Here is a 20,108-nt window from a genome sequence, read left to right as displayed (position 1 = left end):
TTGACGATTCTTTGACTATGCGCCCTTTCGGTTATTTTGCCGAAGGGGTTTTTGATGCGCAGAACCGGTTTAACTGGCTTGGACGGAATGGCACGGTTTTATTTTGTTCCACATACTACAAGAAAGCGTGGGATTTATATGGCGCAAGAGCGCAAACCGGTGACAACGGTCAAGCTGCAAAAAATGAAAGCAAGTAACGAACCGATCGCGATGGTTACCGCATACGACTTTTTATCCGCCCGGTTGGCGGACGAAGCAGGTGTGGATATGATTCTGGTCGGAGATTCGTTAGGGAATGTGATACAGGGACAGGAATCGACTCTGCCCGTCACACTCGATGAAATCATCTATCATACGAAAATGGTAACACGCGCGGTCAAATCAGCTTTTGTTATAGCGGATATGCCGTTTATGACTTACCATGGCAGTTTGGATCATACGCTTCATAATGCTGGACGTATCATGCGCGAAGGACTGGCTAAGGGTATCAAACTTGAAGGCGGGGAAGAACTCGCTCCAGCCGTCAAAGCGCTGACACTGGCTGGCGTTCCGGTCATAGGGCATCTGGGTCTTACTCCCCAGTCTGTCCATGTGATCGGGGGCTACCGCGTACAAGGTAAAAATTCGGAACAGGCTAGGAAGATGCTCAAAGACGCCAAAGCATTGCAGGAAGCGGGTGCAATTGCGGTCGTTCTTGAGTTGATTACGGAAGAGCTCGCGGAATGGATCACGAATCAGTTGTCGATTCCTACGATTGGGATTGGTGCAGGCGCTTCCTGTGACGGACAGGTGCTTGTCTTCCATGATATGCTGGCCTATGACCCGGATGACCGCCGCAAGAAATTCGTTAAGGTATATGCTGAGGTAGGGCGGGCCATTCGGGATGGGTTCGGAGACTATGTGAATGATGTGAAAAGCCGTAAATTCCCTTCGGAGTCGCACGGGTTTAAGGGCGATAATGAGGTTCTACAATATTTGTACGGGTCGACATTGAAATAAAGGCAGACGCAAGGTCTAAAGGAGAGAATTACGTTGGAAGTTATTCAAAGCATCGCTCTGCTCAGGAGCAAGCTGGAAGAGAAGAGAGCAAACCTGGGAACGGGACTGAAAGCTCCCGTCGGTCTGGTACCGACGATGGGCTACCTTCATGAGGGACATGTCAGCCTGTTGAACGCTGCCCGTGAAGCTTCAGAAATCGTCGTATTAAGCATTTTCGTTAATCCCTTGCAATTCGGGCCTAATGAAGATCTCGACCGTTACCCGCGGGACACGGAGCGCGATTTGAAGGTGGCGGAAGCGGCGGGTGTGGACTTTGTCTTTTTGCCGCAGGTGGAAGAAATGTATCCGGGTTCCCGATCCAGCCGCACGAAAGTATCCGTTTCGGAGATAACTTCAGTGCTTTGCGGAGCTTCGCGGCCCGTGCATTTTGACGGCGTGACCACCGTTGTCGCCAAGCTGCTGAACATTGTGCAGCCGGACAAAGCTTTCTTCGGCTTGAAGGACGCTCAGCAGGTCGCTGTCATCAGCCAGATGGTGAATGACCTGAACATGCCTGTAGACATTGTAGCCTGCCCTATCCTGCGTGAGGAGGACGGACTTGCCCTCAGCTCCCGCAATGTATTCTTATCCCCTGAGGAGCGTGAACAAGCTCTTGTGCTCAGCCGCTCTTTGAATCTTGCCAAGACCTGGGTGATGGAACATCCTTCTTTCGCTGTAGAAGATCTCCGGAAAATGATTCAGGACTTTATTACAGCCCATTCTTCATTGGCTGAAATCGACTATGTCGAAGTGCTGACCTATCCGCAGCTGGACAAAATCGATACAGTCTCTTCAGGCGAAACCGTTACGCTAATCGCAGCTCTGGCCGTCAAATTCGGCTCGACTCGTTTGATTGATAACCTTATCTTATCTTTGGGGAAGTGATCTGTCATGTTCAGAACTATGATGAAAGCTAAACTGCACCGCGCTACCGTGACGGAAGCGAATTTAAATTATATTGGAAGCATTACGATTGATGAAGACCTGCTGGATGCCGTCGACATGCTCCCGAATGAGAAGGTCCAGATTGTGAACAACAATAACGGTGCCCGCCTGGAAACCTACATTATTCCGGGACCCCGCGGCTCTGGCGTGATTTGTCTCAATGGAGCTGCAGCCCGTCTTGTACAGACGGGGGATACCGTTATTATTGTCTCTTATGCCATGATGACTGAAGAAGAAGCACGCCGCCATAAACCGGCCGTGGCCATTATGGGTCCGAACAATAAGATTGCTGAACTGTTAAAAGAGGAAATGCATTCAACCGTTCTGTAACGGCTGGTACCTTGCATGAAAAGACCTTCGGCAACGCAGAATGAGTGTACGACAGCAAAGCCGAAGGTGGGATGTGCATTGTTCAAACACTTATTCGCCACAATGAATGACGTTCTGGATGATATTCTCCGGCAGCTGCCGAGTGCCTCGGGCGCTTTGAGGGCCGAGCTCCAGCAAGAGCTGCAGGCTCTCAAAGCGATAAGCGATGACTGCATTGAGCAGTGGCTATTGTTTGAAGAAAAACTGGGACTGACGCTGGTATTTCCGGATGAACCGCAACCGGAACCGCCGGCGCCTCTGGAACATCCGGTTTCTGCTCCTGCAAAAGAACCCGTCCCGGTTGAAGGGAAATCGGCGCAGGAGTTTATCCGCGGCCAGGGCTATTACAAGCTGCTCATGTATGATCAGGCTATTCATGAGTTCGAGATGCTTGTTAACCGTGAGCCTGATTTTCTTCTTGCGCGGGCTTATCTGGCCATGGGCTATTTGCGCAAAGGGAACACAGCGGAATCGGCCCGGCACTTTAGTCTGCTTGTGGATTTGACCGAGAATGCTCAGATGAAGGCTTTGTCTTACAATGCTATGGGCTGCATCCAGTTTCAGAACCGCAATCTGGAACAGGCGCTGGAATATTTTAAGAAAGCCTATCATGCCGATCCGGAATGTCTTGAACTTTTATCCGCTACAGATGATTAGGGCTGCCGGGGGCTTCATAAGGAGATAAAAGATCGTTTTCCCTCCGACCGCTCAATTGTGGTATGATAAGAGAGAAGCTGGGAAAGGGAGAAGGCTTGAACTTATGAAATTTGCTGTTTTGGATTTTGAAACGACAGGAACCGGTCCTGCAGATGAACTGATACAAGTAGGGCTGGTTATTATAGATGATATGGAAGTAACCGACAGGTATACTTCCCTGGTAAATCCAGGGGTTAGTATACCTTCTTCGATTACGGAACTAACAGGCATTACCGATGAAATGGTGAAACATGCACCGAAGCTGGATGAGATTATGGGTGAAATGTATCCCTTCTTATTCGATTGTGTGCTGGTCGCTCATCATGCTGCCTTCGATTTGGGTTTTCTTCAGCGTGCGCTTCGCAAAACAGGCTATCCTGACTTCAGCGGCCGGGTGCTGGACACGATCGATATGCTCCGGATTATGTATCCTTCCCTGCCGACTTATCAGCTTGGAATGGTGGCAGGGGCTTTCGGGATCGCACATGAGCGTCCTCACCAGGCGGACAGCGATGCCGATGTAACAGCGGAAATTTGGATCCGGAGTGTTAACAGGCTATTTTCTTTGCCGCTCTTAACGGTACAAAGGCTGGCGCATCTGCTTCCGGCGGAGAACAGTGATCTGGGCTGGTTTCTTTCAGAAACCGCGCGTTACAAAGAGCATCAGACACCGCTGGACCAAGATGCCCACCAATACTTCCGGCAGTTTGCTTTGAACGTGGAGGATTGGGGAGATGAGCCTCCTGTACGTGATGAGAGCGACGTTCTGGAGCTAAGTCCGGATTTTGATGAAGTGTATGAAGAGGTCAAAACCGCTCTGCAGAAGAAATTCGAGCATTTTGAAAGCCGCGAAGCCCAGGAAATGATGATTCACGAAATAGAATCCGCCTTTGAGGAAGACCGGCATTTAATGATTGAGGCCGGTACCGGCACAGGTAAATCGCTGGGATATTTAATTCCTTCCCTGTACTACGGGATTAAGAATGACGAGAAAGTGGTTGTCAGTACTCATACTATTAATTTACAGGAACAGCTTCGGGAACGGGACGTTCCGCTGCTGCACGATATTTTTCCGATCGGTTTCCGTGCCTCCGTCTTGAAAGGCCGCAGTCATTATCTGTGCTTACGCAAGTTTGAGAACCAGATCAATACAATGGATTTTGATCCGGGCAAAGAAGACGCCATTACCGCCGCTCAGATGGTGGTATGGCTAAGCGAGACCAAAACAGGCGATGAGGAAGAGCTGCACTTCGGCAACAAGGGAGCGGCATTCTGGCACACGGTTTCCAGTGATGCCGAATCGTGCCAGAACCGGCAGTGCCCATGGTTCAAGAAATGCTTTTACCATCGTGCACGGCATGAAGCCAACAATTCTGACGTCGTGATTACGAACCATTCCCTGCTGTTTACGGACATGAAGGCGGAGAACCGGGTTCTACCCGCCTACAAGAGGCTCGTGCTGGATGAGGCTCACCATTTTGAAGAGGTCGCCAGCAAGCATCTCGGTAAAGATCTGCATCACCTTGGGCTGACGAACTGGCTGCTGTTCTTATTCAAGGACAGCAAGAACGGACAGCTTCCAATGCTCCGCACCAAGCTGCAGCGATATAACGATGATTACCGGGCAGCCACCTGGATGAGCGGGATCGATCATCTGTATCCCAAGCTGATCACGATTAAGGAAGAATGGGACTTCTTATGCGAGAGGTTATATGAACTTTTGCAGACGAATGCGGAGCCGGGACAAATCGACCCCGGGCAGCTCGTTATGCGTCTCAAGAAAGATTCGCTGCCTTCCAACTGGAAGGACCTGATGGCGCTGGAAGATAATTTGTACCTCCATCTGCAAGAGGTTCATAAATCGATCGATTCGATGGTCCAGGATATGAAGGAAGTTCAGGAGGAATACGATCTCCAGAGCTTTGTTACGGATCTCAGCGGCGTCGGCAAAGAACTTCAGAATATTAAAGAAACTTTACGTTTCTTTATGAAACAGTCGGACGACCAGTTCGTTTACTGGATAGAAGCGGGAACTTACAGTAAGAGCCGATCCATCAGTCTCATCAGCGTTCCGATGGATGTAAGTCCGCTGATCCGGGAACATTTTTTCGAGAATAAAGACAGTGTCATTATGACCTCTGCGACCTTGTCGGTTAATAAGTCATTCCAGTACTCGCTGGATCAGTTTGGTCTGAAACAGCCTGCCGAGCCGAATGAAGAGTCAGGCAAGGCTAAGCTGCGCACCGTTCTGCTGCCTTCGCCGTTTCAATACCGTCAGCAGGCGCTCGTCTGTATTCCCAGAGGGTTTCCTGTAATCAAGGGCCGAAGCGGCGAGGAGGAGTTCCTGCAGGCTCTGACAGACTCCTTGACGGAAGTCGCGATAGCGACCAAAGGTCGGATGCTGATCCTGTTCACGTCTAACCGTATGCTGAAGCAAGCCCATGCCGTCCTCAAGAGCAATTTGAAGCCTCATGGCATTCATGTGCTCGGACAAGGGGTGGACAGCGGCAATCGGAGCAAGCTGACGCGTTTGTTCCAGGACCACGGAGCCTGCGTATTGCTAGGAACGAATTCGTTCTGGGAGGGTGTCGATATACCGGGAGACGCTTTAACCTGCCTGGCTATTGTCCGGCTGCCTTTCCAGCCGCCGAACCATCCCCTTGTTGAAGCGAAGAGCGAGAATTTGAAGAGACTCAATCAGAATCCGTTCATGAAGCTGTCGGTACCACAGGCGGTTATTCGCTTTAAACAGGGGTTCGGACGACTTGTCCGCCGCTCATCCGATAAAGGAATTGTTCTTATTTACGATACCCGTGTCATCGAAACACAATACGGCAAACATTTCCTCTATTCACTGCCGGGACCCAAAATCGAGCATATGCCGGTTGAGGCTATAGTACCGCGAATTCAGGAATGGATGGGAGAGAACACGGTTGAAGTCAATTAAAATATCCGAGGCAGTCGTTAAACGGCTGCCGATTTACCTGCGGTTTCTAAATGAACTCGCTATGAAGAACGTACTCACCGTTTCTTCACAGGATTTGGGACAGAAACTAAACCTGAACCCCGCACAGATCCGCAAAGATTTGGCCTATTTCGGGGAGTTCGGCAAGAAGGGAATCGGCTATGACGTCAATTATTTAATTGAGAAAATCCGTCAAATTCTTAAGCTGGACAGGCAGCTTCCGGTTGCCCTTGTCGGAGCAGGTAATTTAGGCAGAGCGTTGTGCAATTACAATATCTATCTACGCGATCAGATGAAAATCGTCGCTATCTTTGATGTTTCGGCCGACAAAATAAATCAGACGATTAACAATATGAACGTCCAGCCTATGGAACATCTGGCCGAGACTATCCGCGCAATGAAGATCCGCATCGGGATTATTACCGTACCGGCTGCGGAAGCTCAGAATGTAGCCAATGAATTCGTTAAAGCGGGAATCGAAGCGATTCTAAACTTTGCTCCCTCCATTCTGAAAGTCCCGCCAGAAATTCGTGTGCATCATGCGGATTTTACAGCAGAGCTTCAGAGCCTCGCCTATTACCTGGCGGACGATTCGGAAGCGCAGGAAGAACATTAACGCAGGATGCATACAAAAAACCGCCGTACAGCCCTTCTTCGGGGCTATACGGCGGTTTTTTGCAGCACGAGCTGCTTGTTTCTTATAGAAATAACTTAAACATCACGGTATAGATCAGGTAGGACAATACGACACTGATTGGAATCGTAATGACCCAGGTGATCAGCATCTTCGTAACGGTTCCCCATTTCACTTCGTGAAAACGAAGCACCGAGCCTGTTCCGATAATGGAGGATGAAATGACATGTGTCGTCGAAAGAGGCATCCCCATTAAAGTAGATGACTGGATTACGATTGAAGAGGTCAAATCAGAAGCAAATCCGTTAATCGGCTCGATTTTGGTCAGGTTTCTGCTGACGGTTTTGATAATCTTATAACCGCCGATAGAGGTGCCAAGTCCCATTGCGGTAGCCGCGGCGATTTTTACCCATAAAGGAACGTCCGTGCCTGTATGTACATCTGCTGCTACCAGACCGAACACGATAATTCCCATTGCTTTCTGGGCATCGTTGCCTCCATGAGAGAAAGACAGGAGTGCAGCCGAGATGATCTGGAAAAATTTGAAGACCCGGTTTAGCTTGGAACGCGATTTATTGCCTGTCCAGATGACAATATACTTGATTAACAGCATGATCAGGAAACCGGCAACAAAGGCTGCAATGGGCGACAAAATCAGAATAAGGACGATTTTGCCGATTCCTCCCCATTTCAGAGCTTCGATACCAGCACCCGCCATAACAGCTCCGATCAACGATCCGATCAGCGTATGGGAGGAAGAGGACGGGATGGCATAATACCATGTAAGCAGATTCCAGAATATCGCAGACAATAAGGCCGCTATAACCATATACTCTCCGTGTGGGAGGTCGTTCGGTTCAGCGATTCCGCTGCCGATGGTTTTGGCTACGCCGGTTGACAGAACTGCTCCGACAAAGTTAAGGATTGCCGCCATAATGATGGCCGTCCTCGGGCTTAGTGCACGGGTCGAAATGGACGTTGCCACAGCATTGGCCGTGTCATGAAAGCCGTTAATAAAGTCGAATGCAAGTGCTAGAAATACAATTGCAATCAGTGTAATGATTACTGAAGTGGTCATGAAAAAAATCCTCCTAAGCGTTTACGGGGGCTGGGCTTACGAGTAGCGCAGCACGACGCTTTCCAAAATGTTGGCGACGTCTTCACAAGCATCGGTGGTTTCTTCAAGACGTTCATATAGTTCTTTGAGCTTGAAATCTTCGTAAGGATCGCTCTTTTTCAAGAAAATTTCCCGGATTCCTTCACGCATCAGACGGTCCGCTTCATTCTCAAGCGAATTGATTTCAAGTGTATGTTGGGGAATCTGCATGTATTTTTTCTTGGAAAGCAATTTAAAGGCATCCAGCATATGTTGACAGCTGGATACAATGACAGCGGAGAATTCCTGCATAACTATATCGGTTTGTCCGATATTGAGGTAATCGAAACGAGCGGCAGTCGCTTCGATTCCATCGAGAACGTCATCGAGCTTGGATGCAAGCTCCATAATATCTTCACGATCGATCGGAGTGATGAACACTTTATTCAGTTCTTTAAAGATTTCATGGGTGATTTGATCACCTTTACTTTCAATTTCTTTGATCGACTGAAAAAAGTCTGCCGGAATCTTGTCTCCCATCATCGCGTTTCTGAACATCTGGGATGCATGGAGTGTATTTTCTGCCGCTCGGATGAGCAGGTTTAAAAAATCGACCTCTCCTTTTCTACTGCTAAAAAGCGATGCCATTACGGTTCCTCCTATAATTTCAAATGTAAAGATTCCGTGAAGTTAAGTATAATGTGTGTAGAAAATTGTAGCTTAAACTCACAAACTTAAAAATATCATAATATTTCCCCAGAAATCAATGACTGAGTAGTCGAATTTTCGAACCTGGGGCCCTGCTTGATTTTAGATAGGTGACGTTGTACATTGAAAACATAAGAATAACTGCCTATTTCGGCAGTTTAAACGGAAATGAGGATACTTTGTGAAAAAAACAATTATTATTAACGGGACTTTCGTTACCGGAAGGACCGAAGAGAACGTTTTGGAAGGCTGTATGGTAATCGAAGGAAATCGACTTACATATATAGGAAAAGAAATTCCGGAACCTCTTGAGAATTATGACGAAATTATCCGTGGCGAGCGTAAATTATACATGCCGGGCCTCGTAAATACTCATGGACATGCAGCGATGACTCTTCTTCGCGGATATGGGGACGACCTAGCCCTCCAGGTGTGGCTCGAAGAGAAGATGTGGCCGATGGAGGCGAAATTCGGACCTGCTGGTGTGCGCAGCGGAACGCTCCTCGCCATTCTTGAAATGATCAAAGGCGGAACGACGACATTTGTCGACATGTATGATCATATGAATGAAGTCGCGCAGGCGGTATCCGTTTCCGGGATGAGAGCCTGCCTGACCCGTGGTGTCATCGGACTGTGTCCCGAAGATATCCAGGAGTTCAAGCTGAAGGAAGCGATCGCATTCGCCAAAGACTGGAATGGAGCAGCCGGCGGCAGAATTACAACCATGATGGCCCCTCACGCCCCTTACACTTGTCCGCCGGACTATATCGAGCGTTTCGTACAGGCTGCCCATGATCTGGACCTGCCTATTCATACGCACATGTCCGAAACGAAGAGAGAAGTAGAGGCCAATGTGGAGCAGTACGGACTCAGACCCGTGCAGCATCTCGAGAAGCTGGGTGTCTTTACGCGGCCTACGCTGGTTGCGCACGGCGTTCACCTGACGGATGAAGAAATCGCAATCCTGGCAAAGTACAATGTCGGGGTGTCCCATAACCCGGGCAGTAATTTGAAGCTGGCGAGCGGTGTAGCAAGAGTTCCGGAGATGCTTCGTGCCGGGATTCAGGTCTCGCTCGGTACAGACGGCGCCGCAAGCAATAACAACTTGGATATGTTTGAAGAAATGCGTCTGGCGGCCCTTATTCATAAAGGGGTTTCCGGTGATCCCCTGGCCGTTCCGGCTGCCGAGGCTTTCCGCATGGGAACTTCAATGGGAGCGAGCTCGATCTGGCTTGACGATATCGGAACGCTCGAAGCCGGGATGAAAGCTGATTTTATCGCACTGGATCTGGACCAGCCGCATTTGCTCCCTCGTACAGACTATGTTTCCCATATTGTATACTCCGCATCCGCTCATGATGTTGTAGACGTATATGTGGACGGACAATGTATTGTCCGGGGCCGGGAATGCCTGACGCTGGATGAGGAGAAAATCAAGCGTGAGTTTGAAGACACCTTCACCCGACTGACCAAAGGCTGATCTTGCTGCGCAATAGAAAGGAAGGGATGAAGTGCTGAGGAAAGGGATATGGATCGGCTTGTTTGTTCTTCTGACAACAGGCTTTCTGGTGAACCGGTTTTATGTCAGTGTCCAGACCGACTATTGGCAGACGAACACCAAAGCCGTACAGACTGCACTGGCCAGTACTAACTTGGGTCAGGCAGAGAGAGTAGAGGCTTTCCACGGTTCACGTTCTTACCAGATTATCTATGGAAAAGACAAACAAGGCAGCGGCATGGTCGTATGGGTTCCTATAAAGGAAGACAAGTCGGAGCCGGCCGCTCAAGAACTTCATGTGGAAATGACGGATGGAGCCGTGACGGAAGAAGCGATTACCAGCGCCCTGCTGCAGAAGAACCCTAAGCTTGATATTATGCGTGTCAACGCAGGAGAATATAAAAACGAATACGTTTGGGAAGTTTTCTATAAAGACGAGAATGACCGGCATTACTATGATTATTACAATTTCAGAACCGGCAGTTATATTGACACTTTCAAGCTCAGCCTTCAATAGGCTGAGCTTTTGTCAATTCGTTAATTTGTCAACAATTCCAGCTCTTTTTTTGCTCATTGATTCTGGGATATGATATACTTCTTGTATAGCATTTGCTAAATACTAGTGATATAGAAAGGGGGGGCGTAAGTTTGCGCAAAATACGTCTCTTGCCCATCCTGTTAAGTGTCGTTGTCTCTGCCTTCTTTCTTTTTGGCGGCTGGTTCGCTTATCAGACTTATGCGATTGGCAAGCCGTTAGGTAATATTGTCAAAGAAACACCGGGGGTGGAAAAATCCCAGGTCACATATAATGATCAGGAAGTCACGATCCGTCTGTCCCTCAAACCTGACGTGAGTTTGAGAGAAGTCTACAATCATATTACAAAAGAAGGCGAAACGACGATCGGAAGCCGTGAGGTCAAACTTTCGGTAAATACTGCGGAATCGCCCGAACTTGAGAAATGGTGGGCCAGCGCACTATTCGATGTGGCACAAGCAATGGAAACCCGTCACTATGCCGAGATACCGGCTGCGCTTGAGAAACACTCCAATGGAAAAGGTTTGCAGGTCAAAACCGAAATGGACGACAAAAACGTCTATGTTCATCTGAAGAAAGACGATCACGATAAATATATAATTCTTCCGAGAAATCCCGAAAAAGTTGGGGTGTTTAAATGATTAAATATATCAAAGAAATTTTGATCGGCGCGGTACCTGTCTTCTTTATCTTTCTGACCTTTATTGGAATTAATGTCGTTCCGCTACTATTCGCCGTCGCTCTCGTTACTGCGGTATTCTTCATGATGAAAAACAAAGGCGGATCCGGCATCGGAATCGGTGCCGGTTCGGGTTCCCGAAACCGCAGCCGACAGCCCGCCTATTTGAGCTTCGACCAGATTGGCGGTCAGGAACGTGCGAAGAAAGAACTGGTGGAAGCGCTGGATTTTCTCGTGAAGCAGGAAGAAACGAAGAAATTAGGCATCCGTCCCTTAAAGGGGATCCTGCTTACCGGGCCTCCGGGAACCGGTAAAACACTGATGGCTAAAGCAGCTGCCCATCATACAAATTCGATTTTTATCGCAGCTTCGGGCAGTGAGTTTGTTGAAATGTACGTCGGTGTCGGTGCTTCCCGCATCCGTACACTTTTTCAGGAAGCGCGGACCAAAGCGCAGAAGGAAAACAAGCAGAATGCGGTTATTTTCATTGATGAGATTGATGTAATCGGCGGTAAGCGCGATGGCGGACAGCAGCGTGAGTACGACCAGACCTTAAACCAGCTGCTGACCGAAATGGATGGACTTCATACCAATACGACACCGCGCATTCTGATAATGGCGGCAACGAACCGGAAGGAAATGCTGGATTCAGCCCTCCTGCGCCCGGGCCGGTTTGACCGCCATATCGATGTGGAACTGCCTGATAAGAAAGGCCGCCTGTCGATTCTGAAGATTCATGCGGACAACAAGCCGATGGACGAAGGTGTAGATTTGGGCAAAATTGCAGAGCAAACATTCGGATTCTCGGGTGCACAGCTCGAAAGCGTCCTCAATGAAGCAGCTATCTATGCGCTTCGCGGACAGCAGGACAAAGTACTGCAGAAGGACCTGCTTGCCGCTATTGACAAGGTTATGATGGGAGAGCAGACCGACCGTGAATCGACGCAGGAAGAGAAAATCAGAGTGGCTTACCATGAACTGGGACATGCTATCATAGCCGAGCTGGTACGTCCGGAATCGGTCGCTCAAGTATCTTTACGCCCGCGCGGCAAAGCACTCGGATACGTCCGCCACAACCCTCCGCAGGATCAATATCTGTATTCCCGCGAGGCGATTGAAGATCAGATTATGATCGCGCTTGCCGGAGCGGCAGCCGAAGAAATCATTTACGGCGGACGCAGTACGGGGTCTAGCAATGATTTTGAGAAATCAATTGATATGGTTCGCACGATGATAACTTCAGGACTGACATCGCTTGGTATCGTCGATCTTAAGATGATTCCGCAGCAGGTACTGATGGATGAGAATAACAAGATTCTCGACGGTCTCATGGAACGTACAAAGGAACAACTGATCATACACCGGATTGTTTTCGAACAATCATTGGATATCCTTCTGAAGGAAGAAGTAATCTCGGGCCAGCAATTCCGGGAACTCCTGGAAGGAAGCAAAAGACATCTAGAGCCTGTGCTTGCGTAATAAGATAAATGGCCTCCCGCATAACCTGCTGTCGCTACTTGAGCGATGGCAGGTTTTTCATTTTATATGAATCCGTGAACCCAATCATGAAGATAATCCCGGTATATCCTGTAAGGGGTTTCATTTAAAAGGTTAAAGGATAAACGTATACTAAGGAAAATAAACGACATATTGTCTAAAAAAAGAGAAATTTGTCGAATTTGATCTTGCCTAACTACAGCCTTCACGGGTATAATATTAAACTTGCCAGCCGCATTTCATACGCAGATTATGTCTATATGAAGACATGCATTTGAACGTTTTGTGTATACTACTGTAATGATCTTATAAACATTGTAAGATGAACGTAGAAAGAGAATATGTAAGACACCCCTAGAATAACTGGAGAAGAGGAGATTAGGGATGCATTATAAAAAAATTGGCGTAATTGGCGGCGGAACGATGGGCCAGGGGATAGCGGAAATGTTGGCTGGAAAAGGCTTGGAAGTCGTTCTTATTGAACATACCATCGAAAAAATGGAAAATTCCTGGGCGATGATCGAGTTGAGCCTGGACAAGCAAATGGAAAAATGGGCCATTACGGCTTCGGAGAAGAAACTGATTCTTTCCCGTATACATAAAACGATTGACCTCAAAGAGTCGGCATCATGCGACATGGTCATCGAAACGATTTCGGAAGATCTGGAACTTAAGAAAAAATTATTCCACAAACTTGACGAAATTTGTCCCAAAGAGTTGATTTTGGCTTCGAATACGTCAACGCTCAGTCTGACTGAGCTGGGATCAGCGACCAAGAATCCGGAACGGGTAATTGGGCTTCATTTTATTCATCCGGTTGCAAAGATAGATTTGGCGGAAATTATCCGGGGCCTCAAAACATCGGAGGACACGTATAAACTGACACGCAATTTTGTTGAAAACGTTATTCAGAAAACATCTATCAAAGTATACGAGTCCCCCGGATTCGTTACTTCCCGCCTCATATGTTTGTTAATTAATGAAGCGGTTCATACTTTGGCAGAGAGAGTTGCTTCAGCTGAAGACATTGATCTGGCTATGCGAAAAGGTTATGAATTCCACTATGGACCGCTGGAAATGGCCGACCGCTTCGGACTGGATTCGGTATTGGCCGCTCTGGACCGCATGTTCAGGGAATTCGGCGATGTCAAATACCGCCCTTCGTTCCTTTTGAAGCAGATGGTGCATGCCGGACATCTTGGAGTGAAAACAGGGGAAGGGTTTTTCCGCTACGATAAGGACGGTGACCGAATGTGAATGTACTCGTAATCAATGCAGGAAGTTCTTCTGTTAAATATCAGTTATACAATATGAACGATGAATCGGTCTTGGCTAAAGGCCGTGTAGAGCGAATTGGACTGGACTCCGCCATACTGACTCACGAACCCGAAGGTAAAAGCGAAGTCCGGGAAGTAAGCGAAATTCTGGAGCACACGACTGCGATTAAGAAAGTGCTTGATATGCTTGTTCATAGGGAGTTCGGAGTTCTTCACTCGATTAAAGAAATCGATGCCGTAGGACACCGTGTCGTACACGGGGGCGAATTTTTTTCAACCTCTGTGCTTGTGACAGAAGAAGTGAAAAAGAAAATCAAACATTTGTTTGATTTAGCGCCGCTTCATAATCCGGCTCATATGCTCGGCATAAATGCCGTAGAGGCTAATATGGGCGATGTGCCGCAAGTGGTTGTCTTCGACACGGCCTTCCACCAGTCTATGCCTCCGGAAGCGTACATGTATGCCATCCCGAAGATCTGGTACAGCAAGCACAAGGTGCGCCGGTATGGATTTCACGGAACTTCCCATCAGTATGTGAGCGAGAGGGCTTCGAGGTTCTTGAATAAACCTCTCGACAGCTTGAAGATCGTGTCCGCTCATATCGGCAACGGAGCGAGCTGTGCGGCCATTCTCAACGGCAAGTCGATTGATACGAGCATGGGACTCACTCCGCTGGAAGGTATGATGATGGGGACCAGAAGCGGGGACCTTGACCCGGCAGTGGTTACCTTTGCCATGGGAAAAGAAGATCTGACGCTTAATGAAGTCAACTCTATGCTGAACAAGCACAGTGGATTGCAGGCCATTTCGGGTCTTAGCAGCGATATGCGTGAAATTACGGAAGCGATGGATGAAGGGGATAAGAACGCAAAACTTGCGTTCGATATGTACGCCTACCGGGTTCGTAAATATATCGGCGCCTATGCCGCCGCCTTGAACGGGATTGATATTCTGATTTTTACTGCGGGGGTCGGCGAAAACTCGGTCATCCTGCGTAAAGCCGTATGTGATGGGCTGACCTATCTGGGAGTGGAGCTTGATGACCACCGCAATGAAACAGGACGCGGCATCGAAAAACGCATTTCATCGGACTCCTCTGCAGTGGACGTGCTGGTTATCCCGACGAACGAGGAATGGATGATCGCCCGTGATACGTATGAGCTGGTGATGATGTAGAAGGAATTCTTTTTGGGTCCCGAATATAGTACAATAGGAGTGGAATCAAACGGCCATTGAGCCGTTTTTCCATGTCAGCCTTAGGAGGTAGACGACAGATGAGTGAAACCAAAACAACTAGTACCATCCATGAAGTGAAGAATCACGTGGGACAGTCCGTAACAATCGGCTGCTGGCTGAACAACAAACGCAAAAGCGGCAAAATTCAGTTCCTGCAGCTTCGAGACGGTACGGGATTCATACAGGCCGTTGTAGTAAAGAGCGAAGTCCCTGAAGAAGTATGGGAATCGGCTACGAAGCTGACCCAGGAAAGCTCCATGTATATAACAGGTTCTGTTCGTGAGGAACCCCGCAGTAAGAGCGGATTCGAGCTTACCGTGGAGCATGTGGAAATTATTCAGATTACACAGGATTATCCGATCACACCCAAAGAGCACGGTGTGGACTTCCTGATGGATCACCGGCATTTATGGCTTCGTGCACCGCGCCAGCGTGCTGTTCTTGTCATCCGTGCCGAGATTATCCGTGCAATCCAGCAATTTTTCGATGACCGCGGATTCCAGCTTGTGGATCCTCCCATTCTGACGCCATCCTCTTGCGAAGGCACTACGAATTTATTCCATACGAAATATTTCGATGAAGACGCCTATCTGACTCAAAGCGGTCAGCTGTATATGGAAGCGGCAGCAATGGCTCTGGGCAAAGTGTACTCTTTCGGGCCGACCTTCCGCGCGGAGAAGTCCAAGACACGCCGTCACTTGATTGAATTCTGGATGATTGAGCCGGAAATGGCCTTTGTGGATCACGAAGAAAGCCTGCGTGTTCAGGAGCAGTTCATTTCACATGTGGTCCAAACGGTTCTTAACAAATGCCGTGCCGAGCTGGAGACGCTGGGCAGGGATATATCGAAGCTGGAGAAGATCCAGGCTCCTTTCCCGCGTATCACTTATGATGAAGCGGTTGAATTCCTGCAAGCAGCAGGTCACGAATTCCCTTGGGGTGAAGATTTTGGAGCCCCGCATGAGACTGCCATTGCGGAGAAGTACGAGAAACCTGTCTTTATTACGCATTATCCAACCGGGATAAAAGCGTTCTATATGAAGCCCGATCCGAATCGTCCGGAAGTGGTATTGTGCGCAGACATGATCGCTCCGGAAGGTTACGGTGAGATTATCGGCGGCAGCCAGCGGATTGATGATCCGCAGCTGATGGAAGAGCGATTCAAAGAGCATGAGCTTTCCTCGGAAGCGTACCAGTGGTACATGGATTTACGCAAATACGGTACGGTTCCTCATTCCGGCTTCGGACTAGGGCTGGAGCGCACCGTGGCTTGGATCTGCGGGCTGGAGCATGTGCGTGAAACCATCCCTTTCCCGCGTCTGCTGTACAGACTGTATCCATAACAATACCGCTATGAAAAGGCCTGCAAAGAGAAGTAGGAGCTTAGTCAATATCTTTGCGGAGTATAGAACCTGACTGCCCAGCATGAATAGAGGTGGATGGATTTTTGAAACCGAATGATACCGAACGCAAGCAGATGCAGCGGGCTATTCTTGCCGGAATGACCTCAGGCACGGTAGCGGTTCCCCATCTGCTCCTGAAATATTACCACCGCATGAAGCTGAGTGAGATTGAAGGAATGCTGCTGATTCATCTGATTGCCTTCCAGGGGAATGAGAAGAAAGACTTTCCGACTCACGACGAAATACTGGCCCGGATGTCAGCACCGGAAGATCAGGTCATTCAGGCGATCCAGAAGCTGGTTAACGACGGAATACTCGGAATCGATGAGCACATCGACTCCCACACCGGTATTCAATCGGAGCGCTACAATCTGGGACAGATGTTCGAGAAGATCGCCGCATTCTATGCCGAGGATCTGATTCTGGAAGCGGCCGAACGAGCCGAGCTCCAGAGACTTGAATCCGATAAAAACGGTGAAAAGAATGTGTACATGATTTTTGAAGCTGAATTCGCACGACCGCTGACACCGATGGAGCTGGAGACGATTACGAGCTGGCTCGATCGGGACGAGTACAAGGAAGAACTCGTTCTTGCCGCGCTCAAAGAGGCGGTGTTTGCCGGAAAAGTCCATTTCCGTTATATTGACCGTATCCTGCTGGAATGGAGCCGTAACCGGATTTTTACCGTCGAGCAGGCCAAAGAATTTACGCAGAAATTCAGAGGCTCGAGATAAAATGGGTCCGGCCGGCAACTGCTGGATTATGTTAGCTCCTATACAAACAGACTGCCCTTCTACAGTAGTAGAGAGGGCAGTCTGTTTTGTATACCGGTTATACCGGCAGCGGCTATTTATTTGGTGAGGAGATGCCAGCGGTACACATACTCGAACAGAAATTCAAATGCTTCGAGGTGGCGTTTGGCCTCAAAAACGTTGGCGCCCCAGGCGTATATGCCGTGATTGCGGAGGACGATGCCGGGAATACGCGCAGCGATTGCGCCCGGCACGAGCTCGGCAATACGGGGAATGTCGGCATAATTGGGAAGGACGGGGATTTCAATGCGTGCATCTTCTTCCCAGATATTCAAAGCTTTAATTAGCTCCACGCCTTGTACCGGAATAAAGCCTTGTTCACCGTACAGCTCAGAGACGAGGTTATTAAACATCGTATGTACGTGCAGGATCGCTCCGGCACCCGTATGCTTGTAAATCTCACAGTGAATGAGAGTTTCGGCTGAAGGTTTCAGCTTGGTCGCCTCAACAGCTGTTCCCTTCTCGTTCACGAGCAAGAAATCCTCAGGCGAGCGGACCGACTTATCTTTACCGCTTGCGGTAACGGCAAAAGTAAATTGTTCCGGAGTAAACTCGCCGACACGGACGGACAGATTGCCGCTGGTACCCGGGAACCAGCCTCGCGCGGCAAGATTCGCTTTAATATCGCTAAGCTCTGTGTATGCCTGTTGTTTCTGTTCCAATGTCAGTTCAGTTCTCATGCCTCGGTCGTCGCCTCCAAGTCGCGTATGATATCATGAAAGGTTTCAAAAGGATGATAAGGCCTGTCGAGCTCCTGGCACAAATCAATAAGCTGGGCGCGCGCATAGACCGTTTCCACAAGTTTGGCCCCCTGGAAATCCGTGATACTATCTCCGATCAGGATCCGCTCGTACTGGTCTGCCGGATAGGAGCGGATAATGGTTGTCTTGCACATCCCGCAATCGGCCACACACTCATTGTCACATACGTGGGGCCATAAGATCTCGATCGTCTCACCGTCAAAAGAGCTTGCGTTGCAGAAAATATCGTCCCGCGGAATATCAAACGGCTGCAGCAGCGGATACACGAAGAAATCGATTCCCCCGCTTGTAACCAGGAGTTTGATGTTGTTTACTTTGCAATAGGTTACAAATTCAGCAAATCCGTCACGGATGGCCGCGTTGGAAATGGCAAAATGAACGACTTCTTCTTGAAGGGAAGAAGGGAGCAGGCGGAACATCTCGCCGACAGCTTGCCGTACGGATATCGCTCTTTCTTGTAAGAGACGATTAACGATCTCCTCCCAGCCGGGAGGATTGAAATGTTTCATAATGGCGACGATATTGTCGTTCTTGGTGATCGTGCCGTCGAAATCGCAAAAAATAACTTTTTGTTTCAAGATTTAACCCCCCAAGCTTCTATAGCTGCTTTCAGTTCTGGATGGTGCTTGGCTGCCTCCTCCAGGGTCTCGTTGCGGAGCGTCGCGTCAATCGCTTGACGGAAGGCTTGTCCGCCCGCGATCGTTCCCATCGGGTGACCGTGAATCCCGCCTCCGGCGTTCACGATAACATCGGTGCCGAAGTCTCGCAGGATAAGCGGCACAAGGCCCGGATGAATTCCGGCAGACGGTACGGGGAAAGAAGCCCTGAGAGCCGGGCTGCCGGCTTGCGTATCCCTCTGCTCAGCATTATCCGGTGTGGAAGCCTGCTGAGCGTTGTGCGCCCTTTCTGTGCTTTCCATGGGACTGTACAGATAATCCCTCGGGATGTCTGGAGTCAGCAGGGCATGCTTAATCGCCAGATTCTCTTCCCGAGGCATGACTACAGAACCGTAAGGGGATGGGAATAGTACGAGATCCGCGCCTGCTACACGCATTAATTTACCCAGCAGCAGGGAAGCGGAAATGCCATACTCGGGTGAAGGGTACAGCGCCCCGGCCATGGCCGGATGTGCCATGATAGGAACCGTTATGTCCGGGTCGGCACTCAGTTCACTCAGCGTATCGAAGCCATAGGCGAGTACATTGAATAATAGTGCGTTAGCTCCCGCTTCGATAGCTTTTTTAGCCTGATCGGCGAGTTTGGATGTAGAACCTGTCAGATTCGTCGCATAAAGCAGCTTCTGCCCTGTACGTTCGCTTGCTCTTGCGGATTCTTCCATACATACTTTTACACGTTTCTCTATAGGTGTGAGCGGGTTTTCGAACAGAATCTCATCGTCTTTGACTAAATCGACGCCGCCGGCTGCCTGACCGTAGAATTGTTCCCGGATCCCGTCCAAGTCTTGCCCGATGACCGATTTAAAGATGCTCATCAGAAGCGGACGGTCATAGACGCCGAGCAAATCGCGGACTCCTTGCATTCCGAATTTCGGACCGGCAAACGCGGCGAGAAATTCTGCGGAGAACGACAGATCCGTGAGCTTAATTTTGCCGTCCATGGACAGTTTGCCGAACACGGTGACGAGCAGGGCGGGCAGATCGCGGCTGAAGTTAAGATCCGGGTAGGCGATCCGAATATCCGCACAGCGTCCCGAACCGGGGGTCAGCTCACCCGGCTCATACACCGTTACCGAGACGACAAGACCCAGATGCTGCTTCATTTGGGCCTTGCGGGCTTCCGGCAGTTCTGTCCAGCTTCCAACCGTAAGTCCGACTGCAATGCTTTGCGCTTTTTTATTGAAATCCGCTTGTTCATCATAACAGCGGTATGTAGCCAAGCAATAAGATGCCATTTGGTTTCACCTGCTTAATTCTTATTTCCAATAGCGGTACGTAATCT

General features: G+C 49.1%; 19 protein-coding genes. 14 read left to right on the top strand and 5 right to left on the bottom strand.

Annotation, left to right across the window (positions count from 1 at the left end; genetic code table 11):
• The first annotated feature begins 138 nt into the window (after positions 1 to 138).
• The 6 genes from panB (at position 139) to EDM21_RS10790 (ending at position 6,629) form a co-directional block, all read left to right on the top strand.
• Positions 139 to 999 (top strand): 3-methyl-2-oxobutanoate hydroxymethyltransferase, encoded by an 861-nt coding sequence (gene panB / locus EDM21_RS10815; protein WP_157335732.1) that lies wholly within the window; start codon positions 139 to 141, stop codon positions 997 to 999.
• A gap of 33 nt (positions 1,000 to 1,032) precedes the next feature.
• Positions 1,033 to 1,923 (top strand): pantoate--beta-alanine ligase, encoded by an 891-nt coding sequence (gene panC / locus EDM21_RS10810; RefSeq protein ID WP_157335435.1) that lies wholly within the window; start codon positions 1,033 to 1,035, stop codon positions 1,921 to 1,923.
• A gap of 6 nt (positions 1,924 to 1,929) precedes the next feature.
• A complete protein-coding gene (panD, locus tag EDM21_RS10805; protein WP_157335433.1) occupies positions 1,930 to 2,313 on the top strand; it encodes an aspartate 1-decarboxylase in 384 nt (127 codons plus the stop codon).
• A gap of 78 nt (positions 2,314 to 2,391) precedes the next feature.
• Positions 2,392 to 3,009, top strand: coding sequence for a tetratricopeptide repeat protein (locus EDM21_RS10800; RefSeq protein ID WP_157335431.1), 618 nt, complete (start codon positions 2,392 to 2,394; stop codon positions 3,007 to 3,009).
• Between the two features lie 55 nt (positions 3,010 to 3,064).
• On the top strand, positions 3,065 to 5,995 hold the full coding sequence (gene dinG / locus EDM21_RS10795) for an ATP-dependent DNA helicase DinG (protein ID WP_268893072.1): 2,931 nt from the start codon (positions 3,065 to 3,067) through the stop codon (positions 5,993 to 5,995).
• On the top strand, positions 5,982 to 6,629 hold the full coding sequence (locus EDM21_RS10790) for a redox-sensing transcriptional repressor Rex (RefSeq protein WP_157335427.1): 648 nt from the start codon (positions 5,982 to 5,984) through the stop codon (positions 6,627 to 6,629). The genes dinG and EDM21_RS10790 overlap by 14 nt, the downstream gene beginning before the upstream one ends.
• Before the next feature lie 82 nt (positions 6,630 to 6,711).
• Here EDM21_RS10790 and EDM21_RS10785 read toward each other — a convergent pair whose 3' ends face one another.
• Together EDM21_RS10785 and EDM21_RS10780 are read right to left on the bottom strand one after the other, a co-directional pair.
• Positions 6,712 to 7,725, bottom strand: a complete 1,014-nt coding sequence (locus EDM21_RS10785; protein WP_157335425.1) for an inorganic phosphate transporter — start codon at positions 7,723 to 7,725, stop codon at positions 6,712 to 6,714.
• A gap of 36 nt (positions 7,726 to 7,761) precedes the next feature.
• Positions 7,762 to 8,391: a DUF47 domain-containing protein gene (locus tag EDM21_RS10780; RefSeq protein WP_157335423.1), complete on the bottom strand. Its 630-nt coding sequence runs from the start codon at positions 8,389 to 8,391 to the stop codon at positions 7,762 to 7,764.
• A gap of 241 nt (positions 8,392 to 8,632) precedes the next feature.
• Here EDM21_RS10780 and EDM21_RS10775 point away from each other — a divergent pair, with 241 nt between their 5' ends.
• From EDM21_RS10775 to EDM21_RS10740, 8 genes are all read left to right on the top strand, one after another.
• Positions 8,633 to 9,931, top strand: a complete 1,299-nt coding sequence (locus EDM21_RS10775; RefSeq protein WP_166541943.1) for an amidohydrolase family protein — start codon at positions 8,633 to 8,635, stop codon at positions 9,929 to 9,931.
• A 31-nt stretch (positions 9,932 to 9,962) separates the two neighbouring features.
• Positions 9,963 to 10,466 carry a cell wall elongation regulator TseB-like domain-containing protein gene (locus EDM21_RS10770; protein ID WP_166541942.1) on the top strand — a complete coding sequence of 168 codons (504 nt, stop codon included), beginning with the start codon at positions 9,963 to 9,965 and terminating at the stop codon, positions 10,464 to 10,466.
• Between the two features lie 131 nt (positions 10,467 to 10,597).
• On the top strand, positions 10,598 to 11,125 hold the full coding sequence (locus EDM21_RS10765) for a hypothetical protein (RefSeq protein ID WP_157335421.1): 528 nt from the start codon (positions 10,598 to 10,600) through the stop codon (positions 11,123 to 11,125).
• A complete protein-coding gene (locus EDM21_RS10760) occupies positions 11,122 to 12,642 on the top strand; it encodes an AAA family ATPase (protein ID WP_157335419.1) in 1,521 nt (506 codons plus the stop codon). Before EDM21_RS10765 ends, EDM21_RS10760 begins: the two co-directional genes overlap by 4 nt.
• Positions 12,643 to 13,044: 402 nt before the next feature.
• Entirely contained in the window at positions 13,045 to 13,917 is an 873-nt protein-coding gene (locus tag EDM21_RS10755) for a 3-hydroxyacyl-CoA dehydrogenase family protein (RefSeq protein WP_157335417.1), read from the top strand.
• On the top strand, positions 13,914 to 15,113 hold the full coding sequence (locus tag EDM21_RS10750) for an acetate/propionate family kinase (RefSeq protein ID WP_166541941.1): 1,200 nt from the start codon (positions 13,914 to 13,916) through the stop codon (positions 15,111 to 15,113). The genes EDM21_RS10755 and EDM21_RS10750 overlap by 4 nt, the downstream gene beginning before the upstream one ends.
• A 98-nt stretch (positions 15,114 to 15,211) precedes the next feature.
• Positions 15,212 to 16,516, top strand: a complete 1,305-nt coding sequence (gene asnS, locus EDM21_RS10745) for an asparagine--tRNA ligase (RefSeq protein WP_157335415.1) — start codon at positions 15,212 to 15,214, stop codon at positions 16,514 to 16,516.
• Between the two features lie 104 nt (positions 16,517 to 16,620).
• Entirely contained in the window at positions 16,621 to 17,310 is a 690-nt protein-coding gene (locus tag EDM21_RS10740; RefSeq protein ID WP_157335413.1) for a DnaD domain-containing protein, read from the top strand.
• Positions 17,311 to 17,426: 116 nt separating this feature from the next.
• On the opposite strand, the gene EDM21_RS10735 is transcribed toward EDM21_RS10740, so the two are convergent.
• From EDM21_RS10735 to EDM21_RS10725, 3 genes are read right to left on the bottom strand one after another with little or no spacing between them, the layout of a single operon-like run.
• Positions 17,427 to 18,068, bottom strand: coding sequence for a methylthioribulose 1-phosphate dehydratase (locus EDM21_RS10735; protein WP_157335411.1), 642 nt, complete (start codon positions 18,066 to 18,068; stop codon positions 17,427 to 17,429).
• Positions 18,065 to 18,730, bottom strand: a complete 666-nt coding sequence (locus EDM21_RS10730; protein ID WP_166541968.1) for a 2-hydroxy-3-keto-5-methylthiopentenyl-1-phosphate phosphatase — start codon at positions 18,728 to 18,730, stop codon at positions 18,065 to 18,067. The genes EDM21_RS10735 and EDM21_RS10730 overlap by 4 nt, the downstream gene beginning before the upstream one ends.
• A complete protein-coding gene (locus EDM21_RS10725; protein WP_157335407.1) occupies positions 18,724 to 20,061 on the bottom strand; it encodes a 2,3-diketo-5-methylthiopentyl-1-phosphate enolase in 1,338 nt (445 codons plus the stop codon). Before EDM21_RS10725 ends, EDM21_RS10730 begins: the two co-directional genes overlap by 7 nt.
• Positions 20,062 to 20,108: the final 47 nt, after the last annotated feature.

Source organism: Paenibacillus lutrae (genome assembly GCF_009757775.1).
Lineage (GTDB): Bacteria > Bacillota > Bacilli > Paenibacillales > NBRC-103111 > Paenibacillus_F > Paenibacillus_F lutrae.
This window is presented reverse-complemented; position numbering and strand designations above follow the sequence as displayed.